This is a genomic window from uncultured Polaribacter sp., from assembly GCF_947495205.1.
Taxonomy (GTDB): domain Bacteria; phylum Bacteroidota; class Bacteroidia; order Flavobacteriales; family Flavobacteriaceae; genus Polaribacter.
Genome location: NZ_CANLXV010000001.1, coordinates 66,997 through 87,961, shown reverse-complemented (window position 1 = coordinate 87,961; position 20,965 = coordinate 66,997). Strand labels below are relative to the sequence as shown.

Annotated in this window: 23 protein-coding genes; 16 read left to right on the top strand and 7 right to left on the bottom strand. The window is 28.7% G+C overall.

Annotated features, from left to right (window positions below):
• The 5 genes from Q0762_RS00405 to Q0762_RS00385 all read right to left on the bottom strand — a co-directional run bounded on the left by Q0762_RS00405 (window position 1) and on the right by Q0762_RS00385 (window position 4,032).
• On the bottom strand, window positions 1-864 hold the full coding sequence (locus Q0762_RS00405; RefSeq protein ID WP_298762467.1) for a M23 family metallopeptidase: 864 nt from the start codon (window positions 862-864) through the stop codon (window positions 1-3).
• A gap of 45 nt (window positions 865-909) precedes the next feature.
• Window positions 910-1,494, bottom strand: coding sequence for a nicotinate (nicotinamide) nucleotide adenylyltransferase (nadD, locus tag Q0762_RS00400; RefSeq protein ID WP_298762466.1), 585 nt, complete (start codon window positions 1,492-1,494; stop codon window positions 910-912).
• 80 nt (window positions 1,495-1,574) lie between these two features.
• Window positions 1,575-2,159, bottom strand: a complete 585-nt coding sequence (gene gmk / locus Q0762_RS00395; protein WP_298762464.1) for a guanylate kinase — start codon at window positions 2,157-2,159, stop codon at window positions 1,575-1,577.
• Between the two features lie 74 nt (window positions 2,160-2,233).
• A complete protein-coding gene (locus Q0762_RS00390; protein WP_298763158.1) occupies window positions 2,234-3,088 on the bottom strand; it encodes a DUF1732 domain-containing protein in 855 nt (284 codons plus the stop codon).
• Between the two features lie 47 nt (window positions 3,089-3,135).
• Entirely contained in the window at window positions 3,136-4,032 is an 897-nt protein-coding gene (locus Q0762_RS00385) for a DMT family transporter (protein ID WP_298762462.1), read from the bottom strand.
• A gap of 331 nt (window positions 4,033-4,363) precedes the next feature.
• On the opposite strand from Q0762_RS00385, the gene Q0762_RS00380 reads away from it, so the two are divergent.
• Entirely contained in the window at window positions 4,364-5,965 is a 1,602-nt protein-coding gene (locus tag Q0762_RS00380; RefSeq protein ID WP_298762460.1) for a hypothetical protein, read from the top strand.
• Between the two features lie 21 nt (window positions 5,966-5,986).
• Window positions 5,987-6,529 (top strand): hypothetical protein, encoded by a 543-nt coding sequence (locus tag Q0762_RS00375; RefSeq protein WP_298762458.1) that lies wholly within the window; start codon window positions 5,987-5,989, stop codon window positions 6,527-6,529.
• Between the two features lie 174 nt (window positions 6,530-6,703).
• Here the strand turns inward: Q0762_RS00375 and Q0762_RS00370 are convergent, their stop codons facing one another.
• Entirely contained in the window at window positions 6,704-7,633 is a 930-nt protein-coding gene (locus Q0762_RS00370; RefSeq protein ID WP_298762457.1) for a DUF6427 family protein, read from the bottom strand.
• Between the two features lie 41 nt (window positions 7,634-7,674).
• Here Q0762_RS00370 and Q0762_RS00365 point away from each other — a divergent pair, with 41 nt between their 5' ends.
• From Q0762_RS00365 to Q0762_RS00355, 3 genes are all read left to right on the top strand, one after another.
• Window positions 7,675-7,896, top strand: a complete 222-nt coding sequence (locus Q0762_RS00365; RefSeq protein WP_298762454.1) for a hypothetical protein — start codon at window positions 7,675-7,677, stop codon at window positions 7,894-7,896.
• A 9-nt stretch (window positions 7,897-7,905) separates the two neighbouring features.
• Complete coding sequence (gene trmB, locus Q0762_RS00360; protein WP_298762452.1) at window positions 7,906-8,577, top strand: tRNA (guanosine(46)-N7)-methyltransferase TrmB; 672 nt, start codon at window positions 7,906-7,908, stop codon at window positions 8,575-8,577.
• Window positions 8,578-8,712: 135 nt separating this feature from the next.
• A complete protein-coding gene (locus tag Q0762_RS00355) occupies window positions 8,713-9,048 on the top strand; it encodes an MGMT family protein (protein WP_298762450.1) in 336 nt (111 codons plus the stop codon).
• A gap of 2 nt (window positions 9,049-9,050) precedes the next feature.
• Here the strand turns inward: Q0762_RS00355 and Q0762_RS00350 are convergent, their stop codons facing one another.
• Window positions 9,051-9,509, bottom strand: coding sequence for a hypothetical protein (locus Q0762_RS00350; RefSeq protein WP_298762448.1), 459 nt, complete (start codon window positions 9,507-9,509; stop codon window positions 9,051-9,053).
• Window positions 9,510-9,832: 323 nt separating this feature from the next.
• On the opposite strand from Q0762_RS00350, the gene Q0762_RS00345 reads away from it, so the two are divergent.
• The 11 genes from Q0762_RS00345 (at window position 9,833) to pgi (ending at window position 20,780) form a co-directional block, all read left to right on the top strand.
• Complete coding sequence (locus tag Q0762_RS00345; protein WP_298762447.1) at window positions 9,833-10,972, top strand: Mrp/NBP35 family ATP-binding protein; 1,140 nt, start codon at window positions 9,833-9,835, stop codon at window positions 10,970-10,972.
• Between the two features lie 4 nt (window positions 10,973-10,976).
• Window positions 10,977-11,213: a NifU family protein gene (locus tag Q0762_RS00340; RefSeq protein ID WP_298762444.1), complete on the top strand. Its 237-nt coding sequence runs from the start codon at window positions 10,977-10,979 to the stop codon at window positions 11,211-11,213.
• A gap of 163 nt (window positions 11,214-11,376) precedes the next feature.
• A complete protein-coding gene (locus Q0762_RS00335; RefSeq protein ID WP_298762442.1) occupies window positions 11,377-11,709 on the top strand; it encodes a hypothetical protein in 333 nt (110 codons plus the stop codon).
• Between the two features lie 58 nt (window positions 11,710-11,767).
• Window positions 11,768-12,055, top strand: coding sequence for a hypothetical protein (locus Q0762_RS00330; RefSeq protein ID WP_298762440.1), 288 nt, complete (start codon window positions 11,768-11,770; stop codon window positions 12,053-12,055).
• Window positions 12,056-12,167: 112 nt separating this feature from the next.
• Window positions 12,168-12,674, top strand: a complete 507-nt coding sequence (locus tag Q0762_RS00325) for a ferritin (protein WP_298762439.1) — start codon at window positions 12,168-12,170, stop codon at window positions 12,672-12,674.
• Window positions 12,675-12,941: 267 nt separating this feature from the next.
• Window positions 12,942-14,135, top strand: a complete 1,194-nt coding sequence (locus tag Q0762_RS00320; RefSeq protein ID WP_298762436.1) for a homogentisate 1,2-dioxygenase — start codon at window positions 12,942-12,944, stop codon at window positions 14,133-14,135.
• A gap of 214 nt (window positions 14,136-14,349) precedes the next feature.
• Complete coding sequence (hppD, locus tag Q0762_RS00315) at window positions 14,350-15,510, top strand: 4-hydroxyphenylpyruvate dioxygenase (protein WP_298762435.1); 1,161 nt, start codon at window positions 14,350-14,352, stop codon at window positions 15,508-15,510.
• A gap of 515 nt (window positions 15,511-16,025) precedes the next feature.
• Complete coding sequence (locus tag Q0762_RS00310; RefSeq protein WP_298762434.1) at window positions 16,026-16,943, top strand: tryptophan 2,3-dioxygenase family protein; 918 nt, start codon at window positions 16,026-16,028, stop codon at window positions 16,941-16,943.
• 112 nt (window positions 16,944-17,055) lie between these two features.
• Window positions 17,056-17,826: a DUF3108 domain-containing protein gene (locus Q0762_RS00305; RefSeq protein ID WP_298762432.1), complete on the top strand. Its 771-nt coding sequence runs from the start codon at window positions 17,056-17,058 to the stop codon at window positions 17,824-17,826.
• Window positions 17,827-17,929: 103 nt separating this feature from the next.
• Window positions 17,930-19,210, top strand: coding sequence for a peptidoglycan DD-metalloendopeptidase family protein (locus Q0762_RS00300; protein ID WP_298762430.1), 1,281 nt, complete (start codon window positions 17,930-17,932; stop codon window positions 19,208-19,210).
• Between the two features lie 4 nt (window positions 19,211-19,214).
• Window positions 19,215-20,780 carry a glucose-6-phosphate isomerase gene (pgi, locus tag Q0762_RS00295; protein ID WP_298762428.1) on the top strand — a complete coding sequence of 522 codons (1,566 nt, stop codon included), beginning with the start codon at window positions 19,215-19,217 and terminating at the stop codon, window positions 20,778-20,780.
• Window positions 20,781-20,965: the final 185 nt, after the last annotated feature.

The window sequence follows — 20,965 nt, the reverse complement described above, 5'->3', positions numbered from 1 at the left end:
TTAAAAATCTATAAAGTTAGAAGGATTTACGGCATAACCACCTTTCCAAAGTTCAAAATGTAAATGTGTTCCTGTGGTTAACTCACCTGTAGCACCAACACTGGCAATTACCTCTCCAGATTTTACAATATCGCCTTGGTCTTTTAACAAGTTACCATTGTGTTTGTATACAGAAATAAAGTCTTTATTATGTTTTAAGAGAATTACATAACCTGTTTCTGCTGTCCATCCAGAAAAAATTACAGTTCCGTCTGCTACAGCTTTTACAGGAGTACCTGTTTTAGCCACAATATCTACAGCAAAATGCTTGGTGTTGGATTCAAAATTTTGAGAAATTGTACCATTTAAAGGAGCAAAGAAAACAATTTTTATGTTATTTGTATTGCTATTCTCAATAGCAAATTTATTTTTTAATTCTATTTTTTTCCTGAAAATAGAATCTTGTTTGGTAGCATTTAAATCAAGCTCATTTATAGCTATTCTTTTGGCATTTTCTTGAATAGAGTCAATTTCTTCAGAAGTAATTTCTCCTGTTAAAACGGGTTTTATAGCTTTTGTATAATTTTCTAAAACAGCTAATTTTTGCTTTAAAGAATCTGCTTCAAAAGTTAATTTTACAGCAGTTGCTTTTAATTTGGATGATGAATAGCCAGGAATATACTCTTTAATTGGTGTAAATGCTATTAAAACAGTAGTTATGGCAATTAAAAATATAGAAAAAAAACCGCCTAAAACAAATACGTTTAAAAGAGATAGTTTTAAAGAGAATCGCTCTTCAAAAGTATCTTCATTTAAAACTACCAACCTGTATTTATCGGTTAGTTTTTGTTTTATTTTACCCTTTTTTTTATTCTTTTTTACCAAAATTAATGCAGTTCTGTTTGTGTAACTAACGTAAAAATAAGAAAACTATTTCTTGTAAAAATTCATTTCATCTATATATTGCCAAACTTCTTTGGTAAGCATAGGTTCTATATTTTTCCCCTCTTTAATACTGTTTCTAATTAATGTAGAAGATATTTGTACAATAGGTGCATCTACTTTATGAATTTTACTATGATTTTTAAATTGATGATCAACAATACCTTTTGCAATTCTTGGGTATACATAAATGTGATGATTTTCTAAAATAACTTCATAATTTTTCCATTTATGAAAACTCTTTAAATTGTCTTCGCCCATAATTAAACAAAATGTTTTCTTTGGATATTTGTCTGAAATATGCGCTAAAGTATGTACCGTATAATTAGGCTGAGGCAAATTAAACTCAATATTAGAAGGTTTAATTTTTACGTAGTCTTCTGTTGCTTTGTACACAAGCTCTAACCTGTGATGATTTTCTAATAAAGAACTTTTCTTTTTAAACGGATTGTGAGGTGTAACCACCATCCAAATTTCATCTAAATCAGAATTTTCTACCATATAATTGGCAATAATTAAATGCCCAACATGTATGGGGTTAAAAGTGCCAAAATACAAACCTACTTTACTCATTTTTTAAAGATATTAGAAAAAAGATGAAAGAAAAGAGACTTCTTAATCATCATTATTTTTACGTCTATTTTCTTGCTTCTCTATACTTTTAATTCTAAAAAATTACCAACTAAATCTTCTGCTTCTTGTAAAGCATCTTCTAAAATATAATTTTTTATAATTTTATCAAATTGAGGCGCAGTTGCTAATTCTACAGAGGCTTTTGCAATACGCATGTTTATTTTGTCTTCGCTTTCTGTTTTTCGTTTTTTCAAACGGATTTTTAATTCGTCTATGCTTGGTGGTTTTACAAAAACAGATAAAGTTTGCTCTGGAAATTTTTTCTTAATGCGCAAACCGCCAGCTACATCAATATCAAAAATAACATGTTTTTTTAATGCCCAAATGCGTTCTACTTCTGTTTTTAAAGTACCGTAAAAATTGTCTCTATAAACTTCTTCCCATTCTAAAAACGCATCATTTTTAATATGGTTTTTAAATTCTTTTAAATTTATAAAATAGTAATCTTTTCCATTTTTTTCTTCGCCTCTAGGCGCCCTAGAAGTAGCAGAAATAGAAAACGCTAAATTAAATTTTTCTTGATTTAATAAATGACGTACAATGGTGGTTTTACCAGAACCAGAAGGTGCAGAAAATACAAATAATTTCCCTTTAAAATCTGACATAAAATGTTGTTTTTGGTGGCTAGTTTTTGGTTGCTGTTTTTTCTGTAAATTAAAAACCATCAACTTAAAACTGATTAAAGCACGTTTAGAATTTGCTCTTTAATTTGTTCTAACTCGTTTTTCATTTGAATAACTGCTTTTTGCATGGGTGCAAAGTTGGCTTTAGAACCTGTTGTATTAATTTCTCTACCCATTTCTTGAATTACAAAACCTAATTTTTTACCGTTAGAATCTGGTGTTGCTAAGGTTTCTAAAAAGTAGTCTAAATGGTTTGCTAACCGTACTTTTTCTTCATTAATGTCTAATTTTTCTAGATAATAAATTAGTTCTTGTTCAAATCTATTTTGGTCGGTATCTACTTTTAAATCGTCTATAGCCTTTTTTAAACGCGTTTTTACGTTTTCAATTCTATCACTATCCAAAGCTTTTACTTCTTCTAAATACTGCTTAATATTTGCAATTCTTTCTTTGAAATCTATTTCTAAAGAGGCAGCTTCGTCTCTTCTATATTGTACAATTTCGTTTATGGCAACATCAATATTTTGGTCAATTAATGTCCATTCATTTTCATCTAATGCTTCACGTTCTGTTTTTAAGGCATCTGGCATTTTTACTGCCATTTTTAGTAATTCTACATCATTAGAACTACCAGATTGCACTACATTTTTTAATTGTTGTATGTAATCTTTAACTACACCATGATTTATAGTTGTAGAAGTTTCATCTGCAGTCATTTCTACAAAAATGCTAAAATCTACTTTTCCTCTAATTAAAGCTTTTGCTAATTTTTTGCGAACAGCAAGCTCTTTTTCTTTGTAATAAGAAGGTATGCGAACGTTTAAATCTAAATTTTTACTATTTAAAGATTTAATTTCTATGGTTACTTTTTTGGTTGGCAATTGTAGTATTGCTTTCCCATAACCCGTCATAGATTGAATCATAAAATCATCATTTTTAATGCCTTGCAAATATAACTTTATTTCGTTACACTTTTAGGCTGTTTAATTACTAAAAACACCCCAAGAAAGATAATAATACTGGCAAGTATTTTAATAAAATTTAAAGAATCACTACCTGTTATTAATGCATAAATTGCTGCAATTACAGGTTGTAAGTAAATAAATACACTTACTGTTGTTGGTTTTAACTTTTTTAATCCGTAGAGATTAAAAAGATAAGTTATACAAGTTGTAAAAATTACTACAAAGCTTACTTTAAGATAAATATTTGCAGGCATAGCACTCCAAGAAATTTCTGTAAATTCTTGCCAACCAATAGGTAAAATAAATATAAAACCAAATAGATAAAACCATTTTATAAACGTAAACGGATGGTATTTTGCAATTAAATTTTTTACCAATACAAGGTACAAGCCATAAGAGGCTGCATTTACTAAAACTAAAAAGTTGCCTAAACTACTATTTGTTGCGTTGCTTGTGTTAGAATTGCCATATACAATTAAAACTATAGTGCCAATTAACCCAATAAAAACACCTAAAATCTTTAATTTTTGCACTTTTTCTTTTAACAAAATACTAGAAAATAGTAATACCATAATGGGCGATGTTACCATCATTACGGAGGCGCTAATTGGTGTGGTTAAACTTAAACCTTTAAAAAAGGCCAACATATTTAAGGCAACACCAAAAAAAGATGCAATTATTATTTTTTTGTAATCTTGTTTTTCAATTTTTTCTGATTTTATAAATAAGCCTAAAATCCAGAAAATTAGGGTAGCACCTGCCACTCTAATTACAATAAAACCAAAGGGTTTTACAAAAGTGGGCATTACATCTTTTGCAATGGTGTAATTTATGCCATAAATAAAAGTACCAATAAATACAGCAATAATGGCAAGGACTCTAGCGTTCATACTTCAACTTAAAAATAGTAGTGCAAAGTTGCTAATAATTAAGGTAGTAATCATAAAAAAAGAGCTTCAATATTAAAAATGAAACTCTTTTTAAGTTATTGGTTACTTAACTTTTGAACTGCAATATACATTTTTTATTTTTTTGAGAAGAAAATGTTTTCAAGCTATATTTGATAATTACTAGATTTATACTTTTTTATTTTTAAAAAAAAACTAAATTTGTAAAAAATATAAAAAAAATGAAAAAAATTAGTAATGTTGTTTATTGTTTATTGTTCTAGCTTCTTGCAATCAAGAAAGTTTTGAAGCCAATATAAATTTAGATAATAACTTGAAAAATGAAATAAGCTATGATATTGAAAACAATAACTTAGTTATTAGAACATCGGAAAACTTAAAAACTCTTTACAAAAATTTAAAATCAGGAAAAAAGTATGAATTAGAATTAATAAAAGGTTATTACAGTCAAGGTTTTTATCCAATGGAATTAGTTAGCACAGCAAGTGATAAGGATTTTGAAGATTATAAAAATAAGAAAAGAGAAAACTTTTTATTACATAAGAATGCACTGATTAACTCAGTTTTAGGTGATAGGGTAATAAATAATGATAATTTTGCATCTATTTTAAGTGAAGATGGTGTAATTCAAGTAGGTGACTCAATTTATAAATACACAAAAAAAGGATTACTTATTACACATGTAAATGATAGAGATTTAATTAATAACTCACATAAAACTATTTCAAAAAACTTACCAAAATCAAATAATGTTTTTTTATATATACCGGATCAAAGTAATTTATTAGATTTTAAAGTTGAAAGTGTAGATGAATGTAACCTTGAATCAATCGCTTCTAATGAATTACAAGTAGCCTCAGAATTTTATGGATGTCAAGGTGGTGGCTTTTCAAGTGGTGGTGGTCAATCTTCTACTAATTCAATTAATTATCCAAATACTTCAAATTATACTGATTGTGTAAATACTAAAGCAGGTTGGATAGACAATATTTTTGCTAAATCTTATGTTTGTGAATATTTTTTTAATAAAGATAAAAAACTAAGAACTATATTTGAGGCGGCTGATTTTTATTTTTTTCAAGATGTATATGCTCAAGCAAAATTTAAAAATAAAACTTGGTTTGGCTGGTTTTCTGATAGGAGTGCGAATGAAGTTTATCTGTTAAATAAAAAAGTTATTTTAAACACAAAAACAGTAAAAAGAGGTCCTTCTTTTTCAGCCAGTTGGAGTGATGCTGTTAAAATATTCAATAAAATACATACTTTTTTTCTGTCTAAACCAAATAGTAGTATAATTTACACTTCTAATGAATATGATTTTAATACGAATACTGTAAAAACCTATACACCTGATCCAGACAATTTATTAACATTAGCATCAAATAGTTTAAACTTGATCACACCAACTGTAAGTCAAACTAAACCTATTTTAGATATTGATTTTGATTTAAAAAACTTTTTTGGTAAAAAAATTAATAAAGCTATTACAGTCAATATATACTCATTGAAATATACCTTAAGTAATACTGAAATTATTAAGCTAGCATATGAAGCATTACAAGTTAAAAAAATAGATTTAAAGAAAGGTGAAACTGCAGCAATAGTATTTGTTTATGTTGATCCTGAAACTATGAAAGCAAAACCAGTAGCTTATAGTTTATTTGGGGAAAAAATTTCTGTCAATAAACTGGCTGTAGCAAAACGTGATTTTGAAGTGCCACAAAATTTTAAGATTGATGATTTTTCTATTTTGTTTTCATCAAAGCATAATAATGCTAACGGAAGTACTAAGAATAATATTGGATTTAAGTTTAAGTTTAGATTTGATATGGTAAATTCAGTGGATATCGAATTAGAATCAGGTGCTTTATATAATGGTAATTGGGGTGGCTCGAAATTTAAAGTTAAATATTAATAAATACTAATAAATATTAAAATGAAAAAAACAATTTATTTAATACTGTCTCTAATGGTAGGTAATTTATTTGCCCAAGATATAACGTTACAAAAACAATTTAAATTAGAATATAATTTATTAGGGATAGGTGCTAGTTATGAGTTACCAATTTCAGAAAAATTACTTTTAGATTTTGGAGCTGGTGTTGGTGGAGGCGTAGATTCTAATGAAGCCTACGTTTGGGATTTCAACACTAGCTTAGCGGCTTATGTTAAGGTAGAACTTAAACGATTTTATAATTTAGATAAAAGATATAAGAAAGGAAAAAATGTAGCTAATAATGCTGGTAATTATGTAGGTTTACAAACTAAATACTTTACAACTCGTTTTTCTCCTAACAAAGATTATGATCCTTTACAAAACGCAATACTTACAGAAATTCATTGGGGTTTTCAAAGAAATTTAAGCGAAAAATGGTTGTTTAATTTCCATATAGGTGCTGGAGTTTTAAGAAATTTAGATACAAATTACGGTTTGCTGTCTCCTGCAATTGGTTTGAAATTCTCTTATAGATTATTTTAAACAAAATAAGATTATAGTTTTTTTCACAAAAAGAGTTTCAATATTTTAATTGAAACTCTTTTTAAGTTATTGGTTACTTAACTTTTGAACTGCAATATACATTTTTTATTTTTTTGAATAATTTCAAAGTTATTTTTTTAATTATTTTGTTGTAAATAAACTAAAAACAGCACGTTAAAATATAAATGGTACAATAAAACAACTAATTAAAAATAATAAAAAGAGTATGTTTTTAAGAAGTGTTTTTTGAATTACCTCTACACCATTACCTATAATAACGGATGCTGGAAACAGTAAAAAAAGTAATTCACTTCCGTTTTTTTTAGGAGTTAAAAGGGCAAAAATTATAGCGATACTTATATTTACAATAAGTACTTGCCAACTTCTTTTAAAAGAATTGTTTATAGATAAGGCTTTTGGAGATTTTAAGACAATACCTAATAATGTAAAAAATAAGAGTACGATTGTTACCCAAAAAGAAATGCCTTCATTATAAAAACCAATAGATTTAAGATTGTCAAAATAAAATAGATTTGTAAAAAGGTAAGTTTCATCAAACCAAAAAGCATGCGTAAAAAACAACAATAAAGGTGGTATAAAACCAATAATAGGTATACATAAGTTGTTTAAATTTAGTTTTTTAAAAAATATAATTGCAGCATAAATAAGTACACTAAAAATAATTGTAAAAGGTTGTAGTATAAATAATATTCCCATCCATAAACCGGCATCAAAAAGTTTTTGTAGGGTGTTTTTTGATGATTTTAGACTATAAATTTTTCGTAAAAAGAATATTTGAATCGTGTAAATGACTAGATTTTCGTAATCAAATAAAATTTCAAAAAAACAACAACTTAGTATTGTGAAAATAAAATAAGCATAAGAATTGTCGAATGTTAATTGGTTTTTAGAAATAATAAAATTAAAAAAGAAGAATAAAACTGAAAAAAGTGTTAAAAAACCAACGCTCTTTAGGCAGGTATTTAAATTAAATTGATAATTTAAAAAGGAATGTACAGTAAATGCTACAAAAACAAAGAAAAACAAGCCAAATATCACAATAAAATTGATAGGTTTAGATTTGCTTAAAAAATTGCTTAGCATTGTTTCTTTTGTTATTTTTGCAGCGTAAAGATAATTAAGTTATGATAGCAGGCAATATTTTTAAATGGATTGGTAGTTTATTTACAGAAATTTTATTTCTTCCTTTTAATTGGTTACGTTTAACTGTAGCTCAAGCAGATTTAGGTTGGTGGATTTCTAATGCGGTAAACTGGGGTTTCTTGGCAATACTTTTAGTTTTATTTGCATATTGGATGCAACAATCTAAAAAGTTTTTGAAAGAAGGTACAGAAGATAGAGCTTAAACTTACAATTTGGGAAGCAAAAACAAATTAAAACGTTTTAAAGAAAATGAAACGTTTAAAAATGTCATTCAACCTACAAGAGAAGAAGTAATTACCAATTTTTCTCAGAAAGGAAAATGGCATTCTTTTTTTGGTAACAACAATCCTATTGTTGTAGAATTAGGTTGTGGTAAAGGTGAATATACTATTGCTTTAGCAAGAAAAAATCCTCATAAAAATTTTATTGGTATAGATATAAAAGGCGCTCGTTTTTGGCGAGGTGCTAAAACTGCTTTAGAAGAAAACTTGCCAAATGTTGCTTTTGTAAGAACTCAAATAGAATTGGTAGATTATATTTTTGCGGCAAATGAAGTCTCAGAAATTTGGATAACTTTCCCAGATCCGCAAATAAAATACCAACGTACCAAACATAGAATGACCAATACAAGCTTTTTGAAAAAATACAACACTATTTTAAAAGCAGACGGTATTATGAACCTAAAAACCGATAGCGAATTTATGCATGGCTATACTTTAGGTTTATTACATGGTGAAGGTCATGAAGTTTTATATGCAAACCATAATGTCTATAAAAATGGTGGTGCACCTGCAGCAGTTACAGAAACGCAAACATTTTATGAAAACCAATATTTAGCTGTAGACAAACCTATTACTTATATTCAATTTAGATTAAAGTATTAAATATTTAAACGTAATTCTTAGATTCTAGGTAATCTGTTACTTTATCTAAACATATTTCAAAAATTTTAAAGTTTATTTAATTCTGGTTTTTGTTAGCGTTGGCAAACTCCGTTAAATAATTATTATCTTTAAAACATGAAAGCATCTGATAATTTCTTTGAAAAAGTTTACCAAACTGCGCGGTTAATTCCGTTTGGTAGAGTAACCAGCTATGGTGCAATTGCAAAGTATTTAGGTGCAGCAAAATCTGCTAGAATGGTAGGTTGGGCAATGAATAATTCTCACAATCAAGCAGAAGAAGTACCTGCACATAGAGTTGTAAATAGAAAAGGTTTACTTACAGGCAAACATCATTTTAATGGCACCAATTTAATGCAACAATTGTTAGAGAATGAAGGTGTTGTGGTTGTAGAAAATCAAATTCAAGATTTTGAAACTATTTTTTGGAATCCTTTAGAAGAACTTTTGTAATATTATTTTCTAGAATTTTCTTCGTCTAATTTTAATAATTCGCCTCTTAACATTCTGCCATTTTTAAGCATCCTTTGGTATGAATATTTGTCTTGATTAATATTTGTAATTTTAGATATAAATTCTTCTCCAATATTATATTTAAGTTTCTTCTTATTTGTTTCAATAATTTTTAATTTGTAAGAATACTCAGAAACCCATGTTATTTTAGCTTTTACAAATTTATTTTTAGGATGTATTTCTGTATAAATACCGTTTTCTAAAGTAATAAAAATTTTACCTTTTTTTCCCTCAAAAACATAAGCACCATCACTTAAAATTGCATTTTTAATAACTATATTGTGAGATGCTTTAAACGATCTAGGATATTTAGAGGTAAAATTACTTTGTGTAACCTTTTGAGCGTAGGTGTTTAAGCTTATTAAGATGATGAAACTAAGTAGGTATTTGATATTTTTCATTTTACATTTTTTTTATTTCATTATAAATCTAAAAAATTGCTTTCGTTTTTTATTTTAAAAAACGTTAGGTGCACAAATTAGTACTTTAAAAAGTAGGTTTTTAACGATTAAAATTTTAAGAATACCTTTTTCTTTGCTAGATAATTTCCAGAAAAAATTATATTTTTCTTTGGAGTGTGCGTTTTTTGGTATTATTTCCAATTATCAATCTATAAATAAACCTAATTTATTAACATAATTTTTTTAAGAGATAACTGTATCTTTGTATCTTAAATTTACTTAAAAACTAATTTTTAAAAGTGAATTAAAAGACCTTATAAATAATGAGTTTTACAAAACAAGATATATACAACGCCTTAGAAACAATTACTGCACCTGGTGAAGGTAAAAGTTTAGTGGAAAATAAAAACGTAACAAATGTGGTAACTTTTGGTAATGAAGTTATTGTAGATGTAACCATTAGTAACCCTACTTTACAGGCAAAAAAGAAAATAGAATCTGAAATAACCAAGGCAATAAAAAGCAAGGTTTTAGAAGTAACAGACGTAAAAATAAATGTAAAAGTAGAAAAGCCTGCGCCAAAGGTAAATCCTAATGTTATTCGTGGTAAAGAAATACCAAATATTCAAAATATTATTGCAGTAGCTTCTGGTAAAGGTGGTGTTGGTAAATCTACAATTACAGCAAATACTGCAGTGTCTTTAGCAAAAATGGGTTTTAAAGTAGGCGTTTTAGATGCAGATATTTATGGACCATCACAACACATTATGTTTGATGTTGAAAGAGAAAAGCCACTTTCTGTAAAAGTAGACGGGCGCTCTAAAATGAAGCCTATAGAAAATTATGGAGTAAAATTATTGTCTTTAGGGTTTTTTACAAATCCAGATCAAGCAGTAATTTGGCGAGGACCAATGGCTTCTAAAGCTTTAAATCAATTAATTTTTGATGCAGATTGGGGCGAGTTAGATTTTCTTTTGATAGATTTACCTCCAGGAACAGGAGACGTGCATTTATCTATAGTACAAGCCTTACCAATAAATGGGGCAGTTGTGGTAAGTACACCACAAAACATTGCTTTAGCAGATGCTAAAAAAGGAGTAGCAATGTTTCAACAAGAAAATATTAAAGTACCTGTTTTAGGTATCGTAGAAAATATGGCGTATTTTACACCAGCAGAATTGCCAGATAATAAATATTATATTTTTGGACAAGACGGTGCTAAAAATTTAGCAACAGATATTAAAACTGTATTTTTAGGAGAAATTCCTTTAGTACAAAGTATTAGAGAAGCTGGCGATGTTGGGCGTCCTGTAGCATTGCAAGAAAACACGTTGTTAGAAGATGCGTTTGCAAATATTACCAAAGAAATGGTAGGGCAGTTAGTAAAAAGAAACGAAAATTTACCGCCAACAGAAGTAGTAAGAATTACTACAATGAGTGGTTGTAGTGTAGTAAAAAAGTAAAATTATGACGGCAGAAGAAACTTTAAATAATGTAGAAAAAGCGTTAGATGAAATTCGTCCTTTTTTAATGAGCGATGGTGGCAATATAAAATTATTGTCTATAGAAAATGAAATTGTAAAAGTGCAATTAGAAGGCGCTTGCACAGGTTGTTCTGTAAACCAAATGACCTTAAAAAACGGAGTAGAAGCAACCATTAAAAAATACGCGCCACAAATACAAGAAGTAATTAATGTAGCTTAATTATTTTAGTATGTAAAACTCTTATTATACGAATAGTTTAAGAACTAAAATAAACTACTGTAACAACAGTTATAGTACATATAAAAATAAAAGACCTTTTAAATTTTTAAGATTTAAAAGGTCTTTTTTACTTTATTTTGTATTTTAGGACAAATTAATAATTATGACCGCATTAAATTTAATTCGATTTTCGAAATATGAATTTGGTTTAGATTTAAAATCTTTAATCTTTTACGCATTAGGTACACTATTACTTGCCATTCTTTTAATGTTGTATAACAAAAAAATACCAAAAAGTAAATTGGCAGACAATACACTACAAAACCCAATTTATGAATCTAAAGATATACTATTACAACCCAAAAATGTAAAGAATAGCTATTTAGATTTAGAAGATAATGTATCTGTATTCACCAAAATATGGCTGTATATAATTATTGCAATAGTATGCTTTACACCTTTATACAAATTATTAGGAACAGCCTATTTTGTTTAAAAATAAAAAAAACAAAACTTTATTCTTATTTATTCTAAATAATATTTAAATTTGCATCATGGAACTGCTTAAAGATGTAACGTTTAATATTCAACTGATAAAGAAAACCTTCTGCAACTATCAACTAAAGATAGATCAGAAATTAATAACTTTGTCATTTCCACAATTGCTACAATTACGTAATAAAGTAAATACCTTAACTGCTTCAGAAAATTTAGAAGAAATTATTGCAAATGATAATTTTGTACTTCTTTTTATTGCAGATAGAAAACACCTTGTTTTTTTAGAAATTCCTAAATTATTAGATCTTAAAGAAGAGCTATCTTATTGTTTCTATAGTTTTTAACAATACAAGTATAGCGTTTTCTCTTTTATTTAGACTGTCTTTAAATTTTACAATTGCCTTTATAACAACGTTTTTTTAAATTATCTTTGATAGGATTTTAAATTTTAAAAAGATGAAAACAGCAATAAGAAGACAAATGACAATTCATCCAGAAGTTATGGATGTATTAAATGAACAAATAGCATTAGAAATGCATGCATCTGCATCTTATTTAGCAATGGCTTCTTGGTGTGATCAGCGAGAGTTGGTAAATAGTAAAGCATTTTTTTACAAGCAAGCAGAAGAAGAAAGAGAGCACGGAATGAAAATTTTTAATTTTATAAACGATGCTGGTGGCGCTGCAATTTCTCCTGCAATTCCTATAGTAAATAATGATTTTGAAAGCTTGAAAGCAATTTACGAGACTTCTTTAGATCAAGAAATTCATGTAACACAATCTATTTACAAATGTTTTAAACAAGCAAGAAGCGTAGATGATTATGCATCTGAAGTATTTTTACAATGGTTTGTAAATGAGCAAGTAGAAGAAGAAGATACAGTAAGAAGTATACTAGATGTTTTTGAATTAATGGGAGATATGCCATTAAAAATGATAGACGAAAGACTACCAACAGAGTAGTGTTTAGAAACAAAAAATTTAAAAACCGAAACTTAAAAGTTTCGGTTTTTTTGTGCGCAAAAAATTCTTAACAAAAAATTCTAAAACCCTTTTTGTATATTTGTTAGGTTAACGAAATCGATTGAAATGTTTATAGAATTATTAATGTATCTAAAGTTTTTGATAAAGAGAAACCCAGAATAATGGCAACTTGTTGTCACCCTGAATTTATTTCAAGGTCTTTTTAACAATTAAACAATTTAACCGTTCAATAATTAAACATATTTTATGCCTTTCTATCATAAATTAGGAAAAATTCCACCTAAAAGACACACGCAATTTCGTAAAAAAGACGGTAGCTTGTATGCAGAGCAATTGTTTGGTACCATTGGTTTTGATGGTATGTCTACCAATTCGTATCATGAACACAGACCAACAATGGTTAAAAAAATAGGAAAACAATATGCTGTAAAACCAAAAATTGCCAAAGCCAATAATATTCAATCTTACCGTTTTAGAGGTTTTCAAGTACAACCAGAAAACGATTATTTAGAAAGTAGAAAAATCGTATTAACAAATTCTGATTGTAACATTATTTTATCGGCTCCAAAAAAATCTATAAAAGATTATTTTTATAAAAATACAGATGCAGACGAGGTAATTTTTATTCATAAAGGATCAGGAAAATTAAGAACCCATTTAGGAAATATTAATTTTAAATACGGAGATTATTTGGTAATTCCTCGTGGAATTATCTACAAACTAGATTTTGACGATGAAAACAATAGACTTTTTATTGTTGAATCATATTCTCCTGTTTATACACCAAAAAGATATAGAAATTATTTCGGTCAATTATTAGAACATGCTCCTTTTTGCGAAAGAGATTTGCGTAGACCCCAAGAATTAGAAACCTATAATGAGTTGGGCGATTTTTTAATCAAAGTAAAAAAACAAAACGAAATTATAGAAATGACCTATGCATCTCATCCTTTTGATGTAGTAGGTTATGATGGTTATAACTTTCCTTACGCATTTTCAATTCACGATTTTGAGCCAATCACTGGGCGAATTCATCAACCACCACCAGTGCATCAAACCTTTGAAACCAATGCATTTGTAATTTGCAGTTTTGTACCACGTTTGTACGATTATCATCCAAACTCAATTCCTGCGCCTTATAATCACAGCAATATAGATTCAGATGAGGTAATTTATTATGTAGATGGCGATTTTATGAGCAGAAACAATATAGATCAAGGGCATATTTCCTTACATCCTGCAGGCATACCACATGGTCCACATCCAGGAACCACAGAAAAAAGTATCGGCAAAACCAGAACCGAAGAATTGGCAGTAATGGTAGATACTTTTAAACCTTTGCAAGTTACAGAAGAAGCTATAAAAATTGCGGATGAAGATTATTATAAGAGTTGGCTTCCTCCCCTAAGCCCTCCAAACAAGGAGAACACTCAATCCTAAAATTTGCAATAAAACGTTCATTAATATAATAATTATTAGAAGCTATTTCGCGCTTTCCACTATATCTTTTTTGTGAAAAACAAAAAAGGATGTCGTTTCAATCACGGCTAAACTTGTTTGCAAACATCTTGCTTTCAATTTAGAAATTGCTTATTTAAAAATACAAAGACCTCACAGGTTTTGAAAACCTGTGAGGTCTAAAAAAATAGAAGATATGTCAAAAAAAACAGCATCAGTAAACTACGGTTTAGAAAAAATATTCTCAGGAGCACAAGATTTTCTTCCACTTTTAGGAACAGATTATGTTGAGTTTTACGTTGGTAATGCAAAACAGGCTGCACATTTTTATAAAACCGCCTTTGGTTTTCAATCTCATGCTTATCGTGGTTTAGAAACAGGTGCAACAGATGCTGTAAGTTATGTCTTAACACAAGACAAAATTAAGTTAATGCTTACAACACCGTTACATAGCAAATCGTCAATAAATAATCATATTGTAAAACATGGCGATGGCGTAAAAGTAATAGCACTTTGGGTAGAAGATGCCAGAAAAGCGTATGAAGAAACTACAAAACGTGGCGCAAAATCTTACAAGAAACCAACCGTAGAAAAAGACGAATTTGGCGAAGTTGTAAGTGCAGGAATCTATACCTATGGAGAAACTGTACATCTATTTGTAGAACGTAAAAACTATAAAGGAACATTTTTACCAGGTTTTCAAAAATGGGAATCAGATTACAATCCGCCAACAGCAGGTTTAAAATACATAGATCATATGGTTGGTAATGTAGGTTGGAATCAGATGAACAAATGGGTAAAGTTTTACGAAGATGTTATGGGATTTGTAAATTTTTTATCTTTTGATGATAAGCAAATTCATACAGAATATTCTGCATTAATGAGCAAAGTAATGTCTAATGGAAATGGGCGTATAAAATTCCCCATAAACGAACCAGCAGAAGGTAAAAAACGTTCTCAAATAGAAGAATATTTAGATTTTTACGAAGGCGCAGGCGTACAACATATTGCCATAGCAACAGATGATATTGTTAAAACAGTATCGCAATTAAAAGCAAACGGAATCGAGTTTTTATCAACTCCACCAGAAGCATATTATAAAGCTGTTCCTGGAAGATTAGAAGAACACAATCACGAATTAAAAGAAGATATAGAAAAGCTAAAAAGCTTAGGAATAATGATAGATGCAGATGAAGAAGGGTATTTACTGCAAATTTTTACAAAACCTTTAGAAGACAGGCCAACTTTGTTTTTCGAAATTATTCAGAGAATGGGTGCCAAAGGTTTTGGAGCAGGAAACTTTAAAGCTTTGTTTGAATCTATAGAAAGAGAACAAGAAAAAAGAGGAACGCTTTAAAAAAGTCTCCAGTTTTTTAGTTGGCAGTGTGCAGTAAAAAAATTACAGACCTCACAGGTTTTTAAAACCTGTGAGGTCTTATCGTTTAAAGTATTTAAAGCAGTTTGTAGTAATAGTTTATTGTGAAAGTTGAAATTTCTATAGATCCTCCAAGATTTCTTTTTAATCTTAAAGGTGTTTTTTATTGATTTATATATAGAAAGTTCTGAATTATTAACTAAAGTTTTTAAATACGCAATATGCGTTAGGGATTGCAATGGCATCCTTTTTTTTACCTACTTAAATAAGCGTATTGCGAGGTACGAAGCAATTTCTTTCGGATTATGAGATTGCCATAGTTTATAAAGAAGTATACTTAGAGGAATGGCAGTTAAAAAAAAGATACAATGGAAAGCCCGTTAAAACGCCCAAATAAAAATAATTAAATTTTAGTTTCTAATGCTAAGGTTTTTAACAGCAGTAAGGTCTTTTCTGTAAAACTATTCTATCTTTGTTTTTTATTCTTAAACCTACCAATGAAAAGAGAGGAAATTTTAAAAGCCATTGAAGAAAAATACGATAAATTAGGTGTTCCTGTAGACTCTATGCTAGAAGGTTTACTGCATAGTACACCCATAACATATTGGGATTATATACAAACAGATGCGCTTTTAGGATTACAAACGCCACGAACTACACAGCCAGATGAAATGGTTTTTATTATGTACCATCAGGTGAATGAATTGTTGTTTAAAATGGTTTTGTGGGAAATAGAGCAAGTAGCTAAAGCTAAAACGGTTTCCGCAGAAAAATTTACAATGCATTTAGAGCGTATTAGCAGGTATTTTGATATGTTATGCAGCTCTTTTTCTGTAATGGCAGATGGTATGGAAAAAGAACAGTATTTAAAATTTAGAAATACATTAACACCTGCAAGTGGTTTTCAATCTGCACAATACAGAAAAATAGAATTTGCTTCTACAGAATTAATTAATTTAATAGATGCAAGGTATAAAAGCAGTATCAACAAAAGTTCTTCTTTTAAAAACGCATACAATCACTTGTATTGGCAAGCTGCAGGTAAAAATTATTCTACAGGTCAAAAATCTACTTTATTAAACCTTTTTGAAGATAAGTATATAGGAGAATTTATAGATTTTATAGAAGATTATAATGATATTAATTTGTCTAAAAAGTTTAAACAACTGCCAAGAGAAACGCAACAAAACACAGATTTAATAAAAGCTATGCGCCATTATGATTATACAGTAAATGTAAAATGGGTAATGGCACATTACAATGCTGCTGCAAAGTATATTGGTGGTAAAGATTCTGATTTAGAGGCTACTGGAGGTAGTAATTGGCGTAAATATATGCATCCAAAATATCAAAGAAGAATATTTTTTCCATACTTATGGTCTAAAGAAGAACTAGAAAATTGGGGTGCTTTTTAAAATGTATTTTCTGTTAATTTTAAAAAGTTAAGTGGCAGCTTAGTATTTTATTAACTATTTTTTTATTTTTTGGAATGGTAATTGTCAATACTTTTTTATAAGTTTGAGAAATATGAAAAAACAAGTACTACTCTTTTTATTCATTGCCATTGTGCACACTACTTTTGGGCAAGAACAGATAGAAGCTTTTAAAAGTGGAGAATCTTTGCGTTATAAAATGAGTTATAGTGGTTTTTTAAGAGCTGGAACTGCAGTTTTAGAGATTGCAGAAAAAGATTTAAATGGCAAAAAAGTTTTTCACACCAAAGGTACAGGATGGACAACTGGTATGATTAAATGGTTTTTTAAGGTAGAAGATTTATACCAAAGCTACTTTGATATGAATAGTGTAAAACCTTACCTTTTTAAAAGAAAAATAGATGAAGGTGGTTATAAGAAACATGTAATTACAACTTTTAATCATACTACAAACACAGCATATGTTCAAGATTTTATTAAACAAACAGAAGTAACAAAACCTGCTGTAAATACCCAAGATATGTTGTCTGCTTTTTATTATTTGAGAAATCAAAATGTAAAAAATATGCAAAAAGGAGATGAAATTGCCATTGATATGTTTTTAGATGCACAAACCTATCCTTTTAAGCTTCGTTTTTTAGGAAAAGAAGTATTAAAAACAAGTTTTGGAAAAGTAAATACACTTATTTTTAGACCTCTTGTACAATCTGGTAGAATTTTTAAAGCTAAAGAAAGTGTAACACTTTGGATTACAGATGACAAAAATAAAATACCCGTTAAAATGCAAGCAGATCTTGCTGTGGGTTCTTTAAGAGCAGAGTTAGAATCTTACAAAGGTTTGGCAAACGAATTTAAGATAAATTAATTGCTGTTTTTTTATTGAAATTGTTGGCACAACTTCCCTATTTAGATTTAGAATAAATGATTTTTATTTGTATTTTTGAGTTTTACTTAATTCTACAACTTTCTTGAAAAAATTATATTCTATTTTCATTATCCTTATTGTCTTTTCTTTTTGTACTTCAAAAGGAGATAAAACCAAGGTTGAAACAGTCAAAAAAAATGTAAAACCAATATATAAATTTGGGTATAAAATAAAAGATTATAAGATTATTTTAGATACCATTAAAAGTGGCGAAAGTTTTGGAGAAATTATGGATAGACATCATGTAGCTTATCCAAAAATTAACCAAATAGCTAGTACTATTAAAGACACATTTGATGTTAGAAGAGTTAGAGCAGGGAAACCATACGTAATTTTAGCAAGTAAAGATTCTTTAGAACAGGCTAAAGTTTTTATCTACAAAAACAATAAAATTAATGCTACTGTTGTAGATTTTAAAGATTCTATAATAAATGCATATACTTATTTACAACCTACAAAAAAGGTAGAACGTATAGTAGCAGGTAAAATATATTCTAACTTATCTAACACTATGGATAGTTTAGGATTGTCTGCAAAATTAACATGGGCAGTTGCAGATATTTATGCATGGACTTTAGACTTTTACAAACTACAAAAAGGAGACTCTTTTAAATTAGTTTTTGAAGAAAAATTTGTAAACGATTCTGTTTTTGCTGGTTACGAAAACGTAAAATCGGCTATTTTTAAACACAATAATCAAGAATTTTATGCATTCCGTTTTGTATCAGATTCTACAACTAATATTGCTGAATATTATGATGAAAATGGTAATATGTTGCGGAGTCAGTTTTTAAAATCACCCATAAAATTTCAATATAGAATTTCTTCTAGATATAATTTAAACAGAAGAATTGCATATTATGGTTACAAAAGAAAACCACATTTTGGTACTGATTTTGCTGCTAATATTGGTACGCCTATTATTGCAACCGCAAGCGGAGTAGTTTCTGAATCTACTAGAAGAGGAGGCAATGGTAATTTTGTGAAAATAAAACACAATGGAACCTATTCTACCCAATATTTGCACATGAAAAAACGCAAAGTAAAAAAAGGAGAATACGTAAAACAAGGACAAGTAATTGGTACAGTAGGTATGACAGGAAATACAGGTGGGCCACATGTTTGTTATCGCTTTTGGAAAAACGGCAGGCAAGTAGACCCTTTAAGTCCTAAAACAAAACTACCTGAGGCAGAACCTTTAAAAAAGAGTATAATTCCTCAATTTTTAGAGTATATAGCACCATTAAAATATCAATTAGATTACAACCAATTACCGGCAGCAAAAAAACCTAACCAAATTTCGCAAGAAATAGCTAAAAATTAATTCTATGGCTTTAAAGAACACAAATCCTACAACTACTAAAGCTTGGCAAAAGCTTACAGATCATTTTAATGAAAATAAAAACATTAACATTAAAGATTTGTTTAAAAATGCCAATAGAAAAGAAGAGTTTTCAATTGAATTTAACGATTTACACTTAGATTTTTCTAAAAATAGAATTACCAAAGAAACACTTTCTTTATTGGTAGAACTTGCAGAAGAAGTAGATTTAAAAGATGCCATAGAAAAACAATTTAATGGTGCCGTTATTAATGTAACAGAAGGAAGAGAGGTTTTACACACCGCTTTAAGAAGTACTTCTGAAGATGCTGTTTTGGTAAATAACAAAAATATAAAGCCACAAATACAAACGGCTTTAAGAAAAATTAAAAGCTTTTCTAACAAGGTTATTTCTGGAAAATGGAAAGGATATACAGGTAAATCTATTACAGATATTGTAAATATTGGTATTGGAGGTTCAGATTTGGGACCAGATATGATTGTAGAATCATTACAGTTTTATAAAAACCAATTAACTACCCATTTTGTTTCTAATGTAGATGGTGATCATGTTTCTGAAATTATAAAAAAGTTAAATCCAGAAACTACTTTATTTGTTATTGTCTCTAAAACCTTTACAACACAAGAAACTATTACAAATGCAGAAACTATAAAAGATTGGTTTTTAAAATCTGCAACAATTTTTGATATTCCAAAACACTTTGTAGCAGTGTCTACCAATTTAGAAGCCGTAAATAATTTTGGAATCGATAAGGCAAACGTATTTCCTATGTGGAACTGGGTTGGTGGTCGTTTTTCTTTATGGTCTGCTGTAGGTTTATCTATTAGCTTATCTGTTGGTTTTGATAATTATAAAGCATTATTAAATGGTGCAGAAGAAATGGATTTGCATTACAGAAACACAGATTTCGATAAAAATATTCCTGTAATTTTAGCTTTGCTAAGTATTTGGTACAATAATTTTTATGGCGCAGAAACAGAAGCTGTTTTGCCGTATTCTCAATATTTAAAAAAATTACCAGATTATTTACAACAAGCTATTATGGAGAGTAATGGTAAAGGAGTAGATAGAAATGGAGATAAAATAAATTACCAAACTGGCACAATTGTTTGGGGTAGTACAGGTACCAATATGCAACATGCTTTTATGCAATTGGTGCACCAAGGGACCAAGCTAATTCCTGCAGATTTTATTGGTTATAAAGAATCTTTGTACGGTTTAACAGACCATCATAATAAATTAATGGCAAATTATAATGGTCAAATAAATGCTTTAGCCTTTGGCAAAAGCAAAGAAGAAGTGCATTTAGAATTAAAAACTACAGGCAATCAAGATAAAATTGCAACCCTTTTACCGTTTAAAGTATTTGAAGGCAACAGACCAAGTAATGCCATTCTTTTTGATAAACTTACACCAAAATCTTTAGGGAAGTTAATTGCGCTTTATGAGCATAAAATATTTACACAAGGTATTTTATGGAATATTTATAGTTATGACCAATTTGGTGTGGAATTAGGGAAAGAGTTGGCAAAAAAATTACTAGATAAATAATAGAAGGCTTTTTTTTTATAAAATCGTAATTTTTCAATAGAAATTTTTAAGATTTTAATATTTTTTTTAGAAACGTAACATATTGATTTATAGTTATTAAAAAATGTTTTTTAAATAAAATCTTAACTTTAAGTTAACTTTAGAAACCTGTAAAAGCTACAATTTTGCAGAACATTCAAAAACTT

Excerpts from the sequence above, each read along its gene's own strand:
- nadD (WP_298762466.1), bottom strand. The coding sequence starts at position 1,494 with ATGAGTAAAGTAGGTTTGTATTTTGGCACTTTTAACCCCATACATGTT.
- gmk (WP_298762464.1), bottom strand. The coding sequence starts at position 2,159 with ATGTCAGATTTTAAAGGGAAATTATTTGTATTTTCTGCACCTTCTGGT.
- Q0762_RS00390 (WP_298763158.1), bottom strand. The coding sequence starts at position 3,088 with ATGACGGGTTATGGGAAAGCAATACTACAATTGCCAACCAAAAAAGTA.
- Q0762_RS00385 (WP_298762462.1), bottom strand. The coding sequence starts at position 4,032 with ATGAACGCTAGAGTCCTTGCCATTATTGCTGTATTTATTGGTACTTTT.
- Q0762_RS00375 (WP_298762458.1), top strand. The coding sequence starts at position 5,987 with ATGAAAAAAACAATTTATTTAATACTGTCTCTAATGGTAGGTAATTTA.
- Q0762_RS00370 (WP_298762457.1), bottom strand. The coding sequence starts at position 7,633 with ATGCTAAGCAATTTTTTAAGCAAATCTAAACCTATCAATTTTATTGTG.
- Q0762_RS00365 (WP_298762454.1), top strand. The coding sequence starts at position 7,675 with ATGATAGCAGGCAATATTTTTAAATGGATTGGTAGTTTATTTACAGAA.
- Q0762_RS00355 (WP_298762450.1), top strand. The coding sequence starts at position 8,713 with ATGAAAGCATCTGATAATTTCTTTGAAAAAGTTTACCAAACTGCGCGG.
- Q0762_RS00350 (WP_298762448.1), bottom strand. The coding sequence starts at position 9,509 with ATGAAAAATATCAAATACCTACTTAGTTTCATCATCTTAATAAGCTTA.
- Q0762_RS00345 (WP_298762447.1), top strand. The coding sequence starts at position 9,833 with ATGAGTTTTACAAAACAAGATATATACAACGCCTTAGAAACAATTACT.
- Q0762_RS00340 (WP_298762444.1), top strand. The coding sequence starts at position 10,977 with ATGACGGCAGAAGAAACTTTAAATAATGTAGAAAAAGCGTTAGATGAA.
- Q0762_RS00335 (WP_298762442.1), top strand. The coding sequence starts at position 11,377 with ATGACCGCATTAAATTTAATTCGATTTTCGAAATATGAATTTGGTTTA.
- Q0762_RS00330 (WP_298762440.1), top strand. The coding sequence starts at position 11,768 with ATGGAACTGCTTAAAGATGTAACGTTTAATATTCAACTGATAAAGAAA.
- Q0762_RS00325 (WP_298762439.1), top strand. The coding sequence starts at position 12,168 with ATGAAAACAGCAATAAGAAGACAAATGACAATTCATCCAGAAGTTATG.
- Q0762_RS00320 (WP_298762436.1), top strand. The coding sequence starts at position 12,942 with ATGCCTTTCTATCATAAATTAGGAAAAATTCCACCTAAAAGACACACG.
- hppD (WP_298762435.1), top strand. The coding sequence starts at position 14,350 with ATGTCAAAAAAAACAGCATCAGTAAACTACGGTTTAGAAAAAATATTC.
- Q0762_RS00310 (WP_298762434.1), top strand. The coding sequence starts at position 16,026 with ATGAAAAGAGAGGAAATTTTAAAAGCCATTGAAGAAAAATACGATAAA.
- Q0762_RS00305 (WP_298762432.1), top strand. The coding sequence starts at position 17,056 with ATGAAAAAACAAGTACTACTCTTTTTATTCATTGCCATTGTGCACACT.
- pgi (WP_298762428.1), top strand. The coding sequence starts at position 19,215 with ATGGCTTTAAAGAACACAAATCCTACAACTACTAAAGCTTGGCAAAAG.